12 protein-coding genes and 1 pseudogene are annotated in these 13,459 nt (G+C 60.4%); 8 read left to right on the plus strand and 5 right to left on the minus strand.

Annotation, left to right across the window (positions count from 1 at the left end):
• The 6 genes and pseudogenes from OQK_RS06215 to OQK_RS06240 all read left to right on the plus strand — a co-directional run.
• A pseudogene (locus OQK_RS06215) lies at window positions 1-318 on the plus strand (MBOAT family O-acyltransferase); the annotation flags it as partial.
• A 10-nt stretch (window positions 319-328) separates the two neighbouring features.
• Window positions 329-1,501: an alginate O-acetyltransferase gene (locus OQK_RS06220; protein ID WP_016771604.1), complete on the plus strand. Its 1,173-nt coding sequence runs from the start codon at window positions 329-331 to the stop codon at window positions 1,499-1,501.
• Between the two features lie 14 nt (window positions 1,502-1,515).
• Window positions 1,516-2,172 (plus strand): alginate O-acetyltransferase AlgF, encoded by a 657-nt coding sequence (locus OQK_RS06225; protein ID WP_016771605.1) that lies wholly within the window; start codon window positions 1,516-1,518, stop codon window positions 2,170-2,172.
• Between the two features lie 102 nt (window positions 2,173-2,274).
• Complete coding sequence (locus tag OQK_RS06230; RefSeq protein WP_016771606.1) at window positions 2,275-3,726, plus strand: mannose-1-phosphate guanylyltransferase/mannose-6-phosphate isomerase; 1,452 nt, start codon at window positions 2,275-2,277, stop codon at window positions 3,724-3,726.
• 263 nt (window positions 3,727-3,989) lie between these two features.
• The gene (locus OQK_RS06235; protein ID WP_016771607.1) at window positions 3,990-4,454 is read left to right on the plus strand and encodes a hypothetical protein; all 465 of its coding nucleotides are present in this window, start codon (window positions 3,990-3,992) and stop codon (window positions 4,452-4,454) included.
• A 37-nt stretch (window positions 4,455-4,491) separates the two neighbouring features.
• The gene (locus OQK_RS06240; protein ID WP_016771608.1) at window positions 4,492-5,316 is read left to right on the plus strand and encodes an SDR family oxidoreductase; all 825 of its coding nucleotides are present in this window, start codon (window positions 4,492-4,494) and stop codon (window positions 5,314-5,316) included.
• A gap of 62 nt (window positions 5,317-5,378) precedes the next feature.
• Here the strand turns inward: OQK_RS06240 and OQK_RS06245 are convergent, their stop codons facing one another.
• The 5 genes from OQK_RS06245 to OQK_RS06265 all read right to left on the minus strand — a co-directional run bounded on the left by OQK_RS06245 (window position 5,379) and on the right by OQK_RS06265 (window position 11,350).
• A complete protein-coding gene (locus OQK_RS06245) occupies window positions 5,379-6,116 on the minus strand; it encodes a hypothetical protein (protein WP_016771609.1) in 738 nt (245 codons plus the stop codon).
• A 245-nt stretch (window positions 6,117-6,361) separates the two neighbouring features.
• Window positions 6,362-7,219, minus strand: coding sequence for an efflux RND transporter periplasmic adaptor subunit (locus tag OQK_RS06250; RefSeq protein WP_016771610.1), 858 nt, complete (start codon window positions 7,217-7,219; stop codon window positions 6,362-6,364).
• Between the two features lie 10 nt (window positions 7,220-7,229).
• A complete protein-coding gene (locus tag OQK_RS06255) occupies window positions 7,230-7,430 on the minus strand; it encodes a DUF1656 domain-containing protein (protein WP_016771611.1) in 201 nt (66 codons plus the stop codon).
• Window positions 7,420-9,612, minus strand: a complete 2,193-nt coding sequence (locus OQK_RS06260) for an FUSC family protein (protein ID WP_016771612.1) — start codon at window positions 9,610-9,612, stop codon at window positions 7,420-7,422. Before OQK_RS06260 ends, OQK_RS06255 begins: the two co-directional genes overlap by 11 nt.
• Before the next feature lie 238 nt (window positions 9,613-9,850).
• Entirely contained in the window at window positions 9,851-11,350 is a 1,500-nt protein-coding gene (locus OQK_RS06265) for an efflux transporter outer membrane subunit (protein ID WP_016771613.1), read from the minus strand.
• Window positions 11,351-11,625: 275 nt separating this feature from the next.
• Between OQK_RS06265 and OQK_RS06270 the strand changes: the two genes are divergently transcribed.
• Window positions 11,626-12,594, plus strand: coding sequence for a LysR family transcriptional regulator (locus tag OQK_RS06270; RefSeq protein WP_016771614.1), 969 nt, complete (start codon window positions 11,626-11,628; stop codon window positions 12,592-12,594).
• A gap of 413 nt (window positions 12,595-13,007) precedes the next feature.
• A complete protein-coding gene (locus tag OQK_RS06275; protein WP_016771615.1) occupies window positions 13,008-13,382 on the plus strand; it encodes a DUF6124 family protein in 375 nt (124 codons plus the stop codon).
• Window positions 13,383-13,459: the final 77 nt, after the last annotated feature.

Raw genomic sequence — 13,459 nt, forward strand, 5'->3', positions numbered from 1 at the left:
GTGACCCTGGCCTTCTTCGGCCTGCGTGATCTGTACACCAATCAGCCGCCAGCCAAGACCAAACCTGAAGTCAACGTCGAGGCCGATGGCCCTGCCACGGCGACGCCGGGAATGATCAAGGCAGCGCCTGGGGAAAATCCGGCGAGCATCCACGAACCTGGCTACACCGTCGGCGTCGAAGCCCAGGTGCAACCGGCCTACTGGACCGCCGATTGGTCGCGCTACGTGATGCGCGGGCTGATCCTGCTGCTGTTCATCGCCTCGATTCTCAAACTCTCGGCGCAAAGCTTCTCGCCGTTCCTTTACTTCCAGTTCTGAGGGATCTGACATGACCCGCTCATTACGCATCTTCTACATCGCCCTGTTCCTGGTGACTCTGTTAGTCCTCGGTCTGTGGTCGATTCGCAGCTTCTTCGGCTTCAGCACCAACGCCGACGCGACGGTGCTCAATGGCCGCTGGACCAAGGCGGTGGAAACCCACTACGACGATGAATTCCCGATCAAGCGTCTGGGCACCAACCTCTGGGCCGCGCTGGATTTCAAACTGTTCAACGAAGGTCGTCCGGGCGTCGTGCTCGGCCGCGACCAGTGGTTGTACAGCGATGAAGAATTCAACCCGATCGTCAACGAACAGCAGAACCTGCAAGGCAACTACGCGCTGGTCGAAGGCGTGCGCCAGACCCTGAAAGAGAAAGGCGTGAAACTGGTGATGGCGATCGTCCCGGCCAAGGTGCGTCTGTATCCGGAGCATCTGGATGAAGTGAAGCCTTCGAGCATTCACCAGAACCTGTATCAGGATTTCCACGCCCGTGTCGCGGCCGACAAGATCCTCGCCCCTGACCTGCTCGGCCCGCTGCAACAGGCCAAGCAGAACGGTCAGCAAGTGTTCCTGCGCACCGACACCCACTGGACGCCGGAAGGCGCCGAGATCGCCGCCAACACGCTGGCGAAAACCATTGCCGAGAAATTCCCGCTGAGCGGCGAGCCACAGCGCTTCGTTACCACGCCAGCAGAGAAGGTCACGCACAAGGGCGATCTGCGTCTGTTCCTGCCGCTCGATCCGCTGTTCGAAAACATGATGCCGGCGCCTGAGCCACTGCTCAAACGCAACACCGTTGCCGCCGAGCAGCCTGCCGGTGACGACGCCCTGTTCGCCAACAGCGAAGTACCGGTCGCGCTGATCGGCACCAGCTACAGCGCCAACCCCAACTGGAACTTCGTCGGTGCGCTCAAGCAAGCGCTGCACAGCGACGTCGTCAACTACGCCGAAGACGGCCATGGCCCGATTCTACCGATGCTCAGCTACCTGAAAAGCGATGACTTCAAGAACAGCCCGCCACAAGTGCTGATCTGGGAGTTTCCTGAACGATATCTGCCTGTGAACAACGAAATCGGCGACGCCGACCCGCAGTGGGTCGCAGAGCTTAAACAAGCCGGCGCCCGCCAACAAAACGTAGCCATCAACACTAAATCCGAGACGCCCGATCGGGCGCAAAACTGAAAGAGAGGTACACCATGACTTTCACTACTACTCCTCGTCGTCTCGCTAAAAGCTTCGCACTGGTTGCTGGCCTCAGCGTACTTTCCGTCCCAGCCTTCGCCGGCGGCGACGCCGCGCTGTACGGCCCGACCGCACCGAAAGGCTCGACCTTCGTGCGTGTCTACAACGCCAGCAACGCTGAAGTCAGCGCGACTGTCGGCAGCACCAACCTGAGCGATATCGCGCCACTGGCCAGCAGTGACTTCAGCTTCATGCCAGGCGGCGACTACAGCGCCAAAGTCGGCAGCCAGACCCTGCCGGTGAAACTCGCCGGTGACCACTACTACACCCTGGTCAACAACGCTTCCGGCGCGCCACAACTGATCGAAGAGCCGCCGTTCAAGAACAAGCAGAAATCCCTGGTACGCGTGCAGAACCTCAGCGACAAACCGCTGACCCTGAAGACCGCCGATGGCAAGACCGAAGTGGTGCCGAACGTGGCAGCCAAGGGCCGTGGCGAACGTGAAATCAACCCGGTGAAAGTCAGCCTGGCGCTGTACGAAGGCGACAAGAAAGTCGGCGACGTGAAACCAGTCGCCCTGGAGCGCGGTGAGGCAGCGGTGCTGTACGTCACCGGCAACGGCAGCAACCTGTCGCCAGTCTGGGTGAAACGCCCGGTGTCGACTCGCTAATCGCTCGAGCTATCAGCTACTAGCTTCAAGCTGCAAGTGAAGTGCTTCTAACTCACCACTTGCAGCTTGCAGCTCTCAACTGCATTTTATGGAGTAAACATTATGATTCCGGTGATCTTGTCAGGTGGTAGCGGTTCGCGTCTGTGGCCTCTTTCGCGTAAGCAGTTCCCTAAACAATTCCTCGCCCTGACCGGCGAACACACGCTGTTCCAGCAAACCCTCGAGCGCCTGGTGTTCGAAGGCATGGACACGCCGATCGTGGTCTGCAACAAGGAACACCGTTTCATCGTCAACGAGCAACTGGCCGCGCGCAATCTGGAATGCCAGCGCATCCTGATGGAACCGTTCGGCCGCAACACGTCGCCGGCCGTAGCATTGACCGCGATGATGCTGGTCAATGAAGGCCGCGACGAACTGATGCTGGTGCTGCCGGCCGACCACGTGCTGGAAGACCAGAAAGCCCTGCAACGTGCGCTGGCCCTGGCAACTGTCGCAGCCGAGAACGGCGAGATGGTGCTGTTCGGCGTACCGGCGACCAAACCGGAAACCGGCTACGGCTACATCAAATCCACCGCCGATTCGCTGCTGCCCGAAGGCGTCAGCCGCGTCTCGCACTTCGTCGAAAAACCGGACGTCAAGCGCGCCACCGAGTACGTCGAATCCGGCGGTTACTACTGGAACAGCGGCATGTTCCTGTTCCGCGCCAGCCGCTTCCTCGAAGAACTGAAAAAGCACGATCCGGACATCTACGACACCTGCCTGCTGACCCTTGAGCGCAGCCAGCAGGACACCGACACCATCACCTTCGACGAAGCCACCTTCGCTTGCTGCCCGGACAACTCCATCGACTACTCGGTGATGGAAAAAACCCAGCGCGCCTGTGTAGTGCCGCTGACCGCCGGCTGGAGCGATGTCGGCTGCTGGTCGTCGCTGTGGGAAGTCAACGAGAAAGACGCCAACGGCAACGTCAGCAAAGGCGATGTGGTCATCCAGGACAGCAAGAATTGCATGATCCACGGCAACGGCAAACTGGTCTCGGTGATCGGTCTGGAGAACATCGTCGTGGTCGAAACCAAGGACGCGATGATGATTGCCCACAAGGACAAGGTCCAGGGCGTCAAGCAGATGGTCAACACCCTCAATGCCCAGGGCCGCAGCGAAACCCAGAACCACTGCGAAGTCTATCGTCCGTGGGGCTCGTACGACTCGGTGGACATGGGCGGGCGTTTCCAGGTCAAGCACATCTCGGTCAAGCCGGGCGCGTGCCTGTCGCTGCAGATGCACCACCACCGCGCCGAACACTGGATCGTGGTCAGCGGCACCGCCGAAGTGACCTGCGACGAGAACGTGTTCCTGCTCACCGAAAACCAGTCGACCTACATCCCGATCGCCTCGGTGCATCGCCTGCGCAACCCGGGCAAGATCCCGCTGGAAATCATCGAAGTGCAGTCGGGTTCGTACTTGGGTGAAGACGATATCGAACGTTTCGAAGATATCTACGGCCGCTCCACCCCGATCGAACGCGGCGTGTCGGTGAAGACCATCGCGCAGTAATCGATCACTAAAACGAGAAGCCCTCGTCCAGCCCGTTGCGTTCCCTATCCGCAGCGGGCTGGGCGGGGGCTTTTTTTGTCCTGATTCTGTGTCGCCTGCAATGGCCTCTTCGCGAGCAGGCTCGCTCCCACAATTCAAATGCATATCTGTGGAAGCGAGCCTGCTCGCGAAGAGCCGGTCAGACGCTGCAAGTCCCGATGCCCATCGCCAACCTCCCCCACGCTTAGGTAGGATGCCTCTCTGTCTCTGCGAGGTTATCCGACATGTTCATCGGCATCCTGCTGGTCATCACCTGGCTGATCCTGCTGCTGCGCTATCCGGCCAAGGCCTTGCCGGTGTCGGTGGCCGCTGCCATCGGCCTCGGCTTCGTAGCTATGTGGGTGGTGTGGCTGGACAACCGCGAGATCAAACAACTGGCGCGCCTGGAACTGCGCATTGCCTATGCCCCCGAACAATGCCCGGCCGACCGTCCGCTGCAATTGAAAATGAACAACGGTAACGATGTGCCGCTGACCGAACTGCGCTGGCGCGTCGCCGCGTATGCGCCGGGCGATACGGTCAATCTGGCCGACAATCAATACACCGCCCCACGCTATCGCGGCCCCGGCGAACTGCAGGCCGGCGCCACCTGGGAAGATTGTTTGCCCTTGCCGCCGCTGCGTCCCGGCTATCGCCCGCAAACCCTGGAGTTTCGCGCCGAGCATTTGCAGGGTAGTTTTGCCGACTGATCCCCTCCCCCCGACTTTTTTGCACAAGGAATGCGCCATGCCCGTTGCGTTGATTACCGGTTGTTCCAGCGGCATCGGCCGCGCCCTCGCCGACGCGTTCAAAGCGGCCGGCTACGAAGTCTGGGCCAGTGCGCGCAAGACTGAAGACGTCGCTGCGCTCAACGCCGCCGGTTTCACCGCGATTCAGCTGGACGTCAATGATGGCGCCGCGCTTGAGCAACTCGCCGAGCGTCTGAACCAGCAACACGGCGGCCTCGATGTGTTGATCAACAACGCCGGTTACGGCGCGATGGGGCCGCTGCTCGATGGCGGCGTGCAGGCGATGCAGCGCCAGTTCGAGACCAACGTGTTTTCGATTGTCGGCGTCACCCGCGCGTTGTTTCCGCTGCTGCGTCGGGCCAAGGGGCTGGTGGTGAATATCGGCAGCGTGTCAGGTGTGCTGGTCACGCCATTTGCCGGCGCCTACTGCGCTTCGAAAGCGGCGGTGCACGCATTGAGCGATGCCTTGCGCATGGAACTGGCACCGTTTGGCATTCGTGTGATGGAAGTCCAGCCCGGCGCCATCGAATCGAGCTTTGCGAAGAATGCCGGACATGAAGCCGAGCTATTGATCAACGAGCAGTCGCCGTGGTTTCCATTGCGGGAAGGCATTCGGGCACGGGCCAAGGCATCGCAGGACAAACCCACCCCGGCCAGTGAGTTTGCTGCCGAGCTGTTGAAAGCGGTGCAGCAGAGCAAGCCGCCACGGCTGGTTCGCATCGGCAACGGCAGTCGGGCGTTGCCGTTGTTGGCGGCGGTGTTGCCGAAGGGTTTGCTGGAATCGACGTTGATGAAGCGCTTCGGGTTGCACCTGAAATTCTGATCCAGAAGTTTGAGCTCGCCAGCGGCGAGCTCAAACAATCACGACCTAGTAACTGCGGAGCATCAACGCGGAACGGCCGTCAGATTGGGCAGGGATTCAAACGCTGGAGATTGTCCCTTTGCCGCGGGGTATAACAACTGGATGGAGACTGCGACTTCCTCGCCCGGGATTAACACATACCGGTCACCCGGTGGCGTAGCCAATTCGACAATCCCTTCTTTTGCATCATGCACTACATCAAGCCACGGATTGGCATAAATGCTCGTTCCCGTCGGTAAACCCGCACTTGAAAACTTCCATTGGGCAATCGATTGATCACTGGCTTTAACCATAACGTCATAACTGTAGATCCAGCCGCCGGTCACAGTATCCTGCCATTTTGCAGCGAATACCTGACGGGTCGAAATCGCCTGCTTTCCATCTGGCTGGACGAGTACAGGAAAGTATCCTTCCTCATAACTGGGCTGATAATAAACTATGCCGAATATCTCGGAAATCTTTGAAGAGTCCATGTTTACAGGTGTTGTAAACGTCAGCGTGCGCCGCGGATTCCACCCTTCAAATTGATCTTCGGTGATGGTCAAAGTACTGATCTTCAAATCTTCTGAATAGCTCATCTGCGCACCGCTGGAAGGCATCGAAGCGTGCAGGAAAGCCGCACCGTCGCGAGCCCGAAACTGCATACGCGAGCCTACGGGAGGTGGCGTACCATCGGTCAACATTGTAAAACTTAAAGTCACCGGTTCACCGCTGATTATATGACTGACGCGATCGTCCATTCTGATACTAATCAGTTCCATAACTTAACATTCCTTTTTAAAAGCAAATATATGCCGAGGCCTGAATGCAATCGGCAAAAACTTATATCAATGGGTCGTGCCATATTCATGGCGACAGGAAAACACTAACACAATAATGAGTTAAGAAATCGAAGCACAACAGCAACTTACAATTAACCAAATCTTCAAAAAAGAAAAAACCAAACAAACAAAACATAGCCGAGGAGTAAAAATCGCGAGAACCCTGACTTTCTCGCGACATACTGTTAGTTCAGGCCGTCAACTATGACCGTGCAAGTAATCCCCGCCGCCAGCAACACGCCCGCCGGCACCTCATCAATGTGAATCCTTACCGGCACCCGCTGAGCCAACCGCACCCAGTTGAACGTCGGGTTCACATCCGCAATCAGCTCGCGGCTTTCCGGGTTGTCGCGGTCGTAGATGCCGCGGGAAATGCTTTCGACATGGCCCTTGAGCACCTCGCCGCTCATCAACTGCATATCGGCTTTGTCACCCACTTTGACGTGCGGCAGTTTGGTCTCTTCGAAAAATCCGTAAACCCAGAACGAGTTCATGTCGACCACGGCCATTTTCGCCTCGCCGATGCGCGCGTAGTCGCCGCGATGCACATTGAGGTTGGTCACGTAACCGTCGACCGCCGCGCGCACTTCGGTGCGTTTCAGGTTGAGTTCGGCGGCTTCCAATTGCGCCTGGGCGTGTTGGTAATCGGCCAGCGCGGCGTCAGCGATGTTGCTGGCGTCGTCGCGGTTCTCTTTGGAGATCACCAGATTGTCGAGGTCGGCGCGGCGGTGGGCGTTGACCTTGCGCATTTCCCAGGTCGACTTGCGCGAGGCGACCAACGACTGCGCCTGCTTGACCGCGATGCGGTAGTGCTCGGGGTCGATGCGCATCAGCAGATCGCCCTTCTTCACCAACTGGTTGTCACGCACCGGCACTTCGACCACTTCGCCGGTGACGTCGGCGGCGACGTTGATGATGTCGGCACGCACGCGACCATCGCGGGTCCACGGCGTGTTCATGTAGTGCTCCCACAACGTGCGGCCGATCCACAGCGCCAGGGCCAACACCAGCAGGGTCGCGAGCAGGCTGAAAAACTTTTTCATCAAGATGTTCTCAACGGTAGACAGTCAGCGCCATGGCGCCGAACAGACAGGTAAACAGGCTCAGACGCAGCAGCGCCGGGTGCCAGAAAAAACGGTACAGGTCGAACCCCGAGAGGAAGCGGTCAACTGCCCAGGCCAGTCCCGCAGCAATGAAAAACATCAGGGTCATGGTCGGCATGTACACGCCGTGGAAGGCGATTTCACGAGGCATGGGCAAGTCCTTCGGGCCTGGCAGTAGCGAATTCGGCGAGGGGTGATTGCGGGTCGAGCAGCGAGGTGCGGATGAAGTGCAGGTAGCTTTTCACCCGGCGCAACGCCGAGGTATCGAAGTGCGGCGCGAACGGCTCGTCGGTGGCGGCGACGCGGCTGATCGCGTGATCGACCGCCACGAGTGCGCGTTCGAGATTGCTCGCGTTCGGCTGCAAGAACAGGCGCACCAACGCGCGCCCCATCACGCGGATTGCCTGGCGCCACGGCTGCGATTCGGCATACGCCGGGTGCACCGGCAGGATCGCCTGTTCCTTGCGCAATTCGATGATCGCGTGGCCGACTTCGAGCACCACGAACATCCAGCGCAGCAGACTCTTCTGCACTTTCGGTTGCCCTGCCGCGAGGCCATAGGCCTGATGCAGCAGATCGCGGGTGCGGCTCTCGAAACGCGAGGCCAGACCCTTGAGTTTGCCGCTGATCGCGTAGACCACTTGGCCACGCAAGTCCTGCTCCAGGCGCTGCCACAGCCAGCGACTGTTCGGCGGCAGAATGATCGCCCCCGCCGCCGCACACACGAGCATGCCCATGACCATGGCGATGTAGTCGTTGATGAAGGTGTAGGGGTTGTAAATCGTGAGATTGTCCGGCACTGAACCGGTGCTGAAAAAGATCAACAAACCGAGGCCGACACCGGCGTATTGCGGTCGTGAGGCGAGGAACGAACCGAGCACGATCACCGGCGCGAGCATCACGCAGAGCAAGGGGAAACCGTCGATCAGCGGGAAGATGAAAAACATCTCGACGAAGCCGATCAGTGCGCCGAGAAACGTGCCGCAGGCCATTTGAAAGGCCATGCGTTTGGGGTTGGGCGTGGCGGCGGAAAGGCCGACGGTGGCGGCGGCGATCAGGGTCATGGTCGCCCCGCTCGGCCACGCGGTGGCGACCCAATAACTGCCCAACACAATCAGGATGAACGAGGCACGAATTCCCGACGCGGCTGCGGCCCACCAGTTGGTTTGCGGGGTGAAGGGCTCGTCCCAGCGCTCGCGTTCGTGGCGGTGCTCGGCCAGGGACGCGTGGGTCTGTGCATAGCTGTGCAGGTCATCGACGAAGCGGTAGAGCAATTCGTAGGCGGTGTGGAAATCCAGTTGTTCGGCTTCGCTCGGAGCAGTGTCCTGAAAGATCCCGCGCAGGGTTCGGACACGTGCCGGCAGACCTTCCTTGTAGGTGGCCAACGCGGTCGCCAAACGTGCCGCATCGGGGCTGGTCAGCGCGCGACCGCTGAAGCCGTCGAGCACTTCGGCGAGGTCCTGCAAGCCCGGTTTGATCGCTGCCACGACATGCTCTTCGCCATTGCCGCGCAGGCGTTCAAGCAACTGATGCAAGGCGTTGAAGCGCGTGGTGATGCCCATGAACTCACTGTTCAAACGACTTAGCCGGCCGTTGCGCCGGCGCATGTGCGGGTCTTCGAACACGGTCACGCTGCGCAGTCCTTCCAGGCCCACGGCTTCGGCAATGAAGCGCACGTTGCTGGCTTCGAACGCCTCGGCTTTGCTGCGCCCGCGCAAGCCGTCAGTGACGAACAGCGCGAACACGCCGAAGCGCTGATACAAGGCGTTGCGCATCGCCGCACTGGCGGTCTGCGGCAGAATCGCCGCGCTGATCAGCGTCGAACAGAGAATCCCCAGCGAGATCTCCAGCACCCGCCACACCGCCGCCATAAAGGCGCCGTCCGGGTGCGCCAGCGCCGGCAGACCGACCATCGCTGCGGTGTAACCGGCGAGCACAAATCCATACGCGCGAAAATTGCGGCAACGTGCGGCACCGGCTGAGCAGATGCCGACCCAGATCGCCAGCGAGCCGAGAAACAGCTCCGTGTTCTGCGCGAACAAAGCGATCAGCGTGACCATCATCGCCGATCCGGCCAGCGTGCCGAGCAAGCGATAGAAACTCTTGGCGAACACCTGACCGCTCTGCGGCTGCATGACGATAAACACCGTGATCATCGCCGTACGCGGTTGCGGTAGTTCCAGCCGCATCGCCAGCCACAGGGTGAGAAACGCGGCGAGCAACACCTTGAAGATATACACCCAGGTCACGCCATCGCTGCGTGCCCAGTCGAAAAAACCGCGACGCCATTCCAGGGAGTGGAGCCAGCGCAGGGGGGCGGGCAAGGGAGTCATTAAATCCTGCTCAATGTTCGAGAACTGAAGAGTTTTCTGTGGTCACTGCAAAACCTGTGGTGAGGGGATTTATCTCCGTTGGGCTGCGAAGCGGCCCCAAAAACTACGACCCGATTCCCACAGTCACACCGCGTGCACTGGCTTTGCGACGGCTGCGCCGCCGAACGGGGATAAATCCCCTCGCCACAGGGTTTGGGGTCAACTCCAAAGGAGGAAATTCCCAGTAGAGATTTAGAGTTCACCGCAGCAGCGCCGGGGTTTTCGGGGCTTGGGTCTGCTCGGCTGTCGGCACGTCATCACCGGCACCGAGGCCGCCCCCCAAGGCAGTCACCAGCTCGGCATGCGCACTCAACCGCGCCGCCTGCACCTGCTGCTGCACTTGCTGCTGTTTGAACAGCAATGTCTGCGCATTGAGTACGTTGAGGTAATCGGTGAGGCCGCGTTGGTAGGCGATCATCGCGATGTCGTAAGTCTTCTGCGCTGCGGCCACGGATTCGGCAGCGAATTCCTGCTGCTTGTCCATCGACTCGCGGCGGATCAACTGATCGGAAATGTTCTTCAGCGCGTTGATCAGGGTCTGGTTGTAGTGCGCCACAGCGATGTCATAACCGGCCGCCGCTTCGCCCAATTCGCCACGCAGTCGACCGCCGTCGAAGATCGGCAACGAGATCGCCGGGCCGACGTTGTAGTTGAGTTTCTTGCCGGTCAGAAACTCCAGCGCGCCGCCGCCCGTGGCCATGTAGCCGAGGCTGCCGACCAGATCGACGTTGGGGTAGAAACCGCCGTGGGCGACATCGATGCCGCGCGCCTGCGCCGCCACTTGCCAGCGACTGGCGACCACGTCCGGACGCTGGCCGAGCAGTTCGGCGGGCAATGCCGAGGGCAACTTCAACGGTGCCGCGAGGGACAGCGTCGGCCGTTGCAGTTGCGCAGCGGCGCCCGGGCCTTTACCGGCCAGCGCAGCAATCTGGTTGCGGCTCAGGGCAATTTCCTCGTCCAGCGCATCGAGTTGGCGATGGGTTTCCGGCAACGGCGTTTCGGCTTGGCTGACTTCGAAATGCGTGCCGATGCCACCGCTCAAACGCTTCTGCGCCAGATCGAGAATCTGCTGTTGCTGTTTGAGCATTGCGGCAACGATTTCGCGCTGGGCGTAATGCAGCGACAGCTCGATGTAGGCGCGGACGATGTTGTTCTGCAGTTCCAGTTGCGCCAGGCGCGCCTCGGCCACACTCACATGGGCCAGATCCACCGCGCGTTCACTGGCATTGCGCTCGCGGCCCCAGAGGTCGAAGGCGTAACTGAAGCCGAGCGCGGCGTTGTTGTCCCATGTGGTGGTATTGGCCAGTTCGCCGGGGCCGTAGAACTGATCGGTCGGCCAGTTGTGGCGCTTGAGGGTCGACTCGCCATTGATCTGCAACGCCTCGGCCGCTTCGGCAACACCGGCCATGGCCTTGGCCTGACGCACCCGCGCAGCGGCCATGGCCATGCTCGGGCTGCCTTGCACGGCGAGGTCGATCCAGCGATCAAGTTGCGCGTCACCAAACGCCTGCCACCATTGGGCGCTGGGCCAGTGGGCGTCTTTGGCGGCCTCGGCAATGGCGGCGTCGGTGGCCAGTGAATCGGCCGCGAGCGCCTCGCCGTGAGGGGCAATGCCTTGGGTAGAGATGCAGCCGCCGAGAGCCAGGGTTAAAGCCAGAACACTGAGCGGCAAAAGCGCTCTGTTGATGCGACGCGGCACAGCTGCGAATTCCTGAGAGAGGGATAGATCGAGGACCGTGCAGGAGCTGCCGCAGGCTGCGATTTTTGATCTTGCTTCCCTTAAAACAAAATCAAAAGACCGCAGCCTTCGGCAGCGCCGGCACAGGATCGGCGCAATTCTATGGAGCTGCCTCTGCGGCGATAAGCTGGGATTTCTGTGAATCTTTGTTACGGTTAACGAGATAATCCCTTGGTCGGGGGTCTCAGCCCCTGAAACTTCGTGTCACAATTTGCCATCTCCCTTGAGAGCACCCCATGGACACTTTGCAAAACATGCGCGCCTTCAGTTGTGTTGCCGAAGCGGGCAGCTTCACCGCCGCCGCTGTGCAACTGGACACCACCACCGCCAACGTCTCGCGCGCGGTCTCCAACCTGGAAGCCCACCTGCAAACCCGCCTGCTCAATCGCACGACCCGGCGCACCGCCCTGACCGAGGCCGGCAAACGCTACCTGCTGCGCTGCGAACAGATCCTCGCCTACGTCGAAGAAGCCGAAGCGGAAGCCAGCGACGCCCACGCACGCCCCGCCGGCCAACTGAAAGTGCACACCATGACCGGCATCGGTCAGCACTTCGTCATCGACGCCATCGCCCGCTACCGCAAGACCCACCCCGACGTGACCTTCGACCTGACCCTGGCCAACCGCGTGCCGGACCTGCTCGACGAGGGCTACGACGTGTCCATCGTGCTGGCCAGCGAACTGCCCGATTCCGGCTTCGTCTCGCAACGCCTGGGCATCACCTACAGCATCGTCTGCGCCTCGCCGGCCTACGTAAAAGCCAACGGCGCCGCGCAAAAACCCAGCGACCTGCTCAACCACGCCTGCCTGCGCCTGGTCAGCCCGGTGATCCCGCTGGAGAAATGGGCATTCGATGGCCCGGACGGCCAAGAAACGGTCACCATCAACAGCTCGCCATTCCTGGTGAACTCCGCCGACGCCATGAAAACCGCCATCACCAGCGGCATGGGCGTCGGCGTGCTACCGGTCTACGCCGCCATCGAAGGCCTGCGCAACGGCACCCTGGTGCGCGTGATGCCCAACTACCGCTCGCAGGAACTCAACCTCTACGCGATCTATCCGTCGCGGCAGTACCTGGATGCCAAGATCAAAACCTGGGTGGAATATTTGCGCGGATCGTTGCCGGAGATATTGGCGGCGCATCAGGCGGAACTGGTCGCGTATGAGTTGAGCGGGAGTCTGGCTGGCGCGCGCGTCGCCACCTGACTTTAAACACCGCTGACTTCGTGTAGGAGCTGACGAGTGCAACGAGGCTGCGATCTTTTGATCTTGCTGTTTAAAAATCAACGGATCGCAGCCTACGGCAGCTCCTACATCGCGGTGTTTTCAAGGAAGTTTCCGACAGGTTTTGCAGGTTGTCCGTCGGAAGAGCGCTGGCTAGGATCTGGTGGTTGCTGACGAATCAGCAACCGGGTCTGGAAAACCCGCAGGATCACAGCGCATGACATAATGCCGCGCTCTTTCAGCGCCGGTATTCAGTTATGGCGGCTGTACGTGGGAGACCTTCGGGTCTGCCGGGTTTGATCCTTTGCCGGTTTTTCCAGTCCGCGTACAGCTGCCACCCCTTTCGCCTGGAAAACGAAAAATGGCAGCTACATTAATCCAAAAGGATCTTTGCCATGTTCAAACCCACACCCAATCCCCCCGAATCCGCAAGCACCTCACCCTACCAATCCCCGGACTCGACGAAACTCCACGACGCCGCCGAGCGCGCGCTGGATCACTACCTCAAACCGGCCACCACCGCGCAGCAAAGCCACAAACCCAGCACCATGTTCCAGGTCGCCCCGGACCAGGACAACGAAAGCCTGCTGGCCCACGCCTGCGAATCCCTCGCCTCGGCGAGCATCATGAGCAGCGACATCGCCGCCCACGTCGACAGCCCACAGCGGCACACCATACTGGCCATCCAGCAGGTGATCATGCTGGCGGAACTGGCGGTGAACCGGGTGCTGGATAACTACGAAATCCACCAGCCCCCGTCACGCAGCTGACCTTCCCGGAGCGAGCCCGACCGCGAGGGCTTCGGCACATTCAACATTCGAGGTGTCAGATAAACCGCCTTCGCGAG

Source organism: Pseudomonas sp. R62, from assembly GCF_000257605.1.
GTDB lineage: Bacteria > Pseudomonadota > Gammaproteobacteria > Pseudomonadales > Pseudomonadaceae > Aquipseudomonas > Aquipseudomonas atacamensis.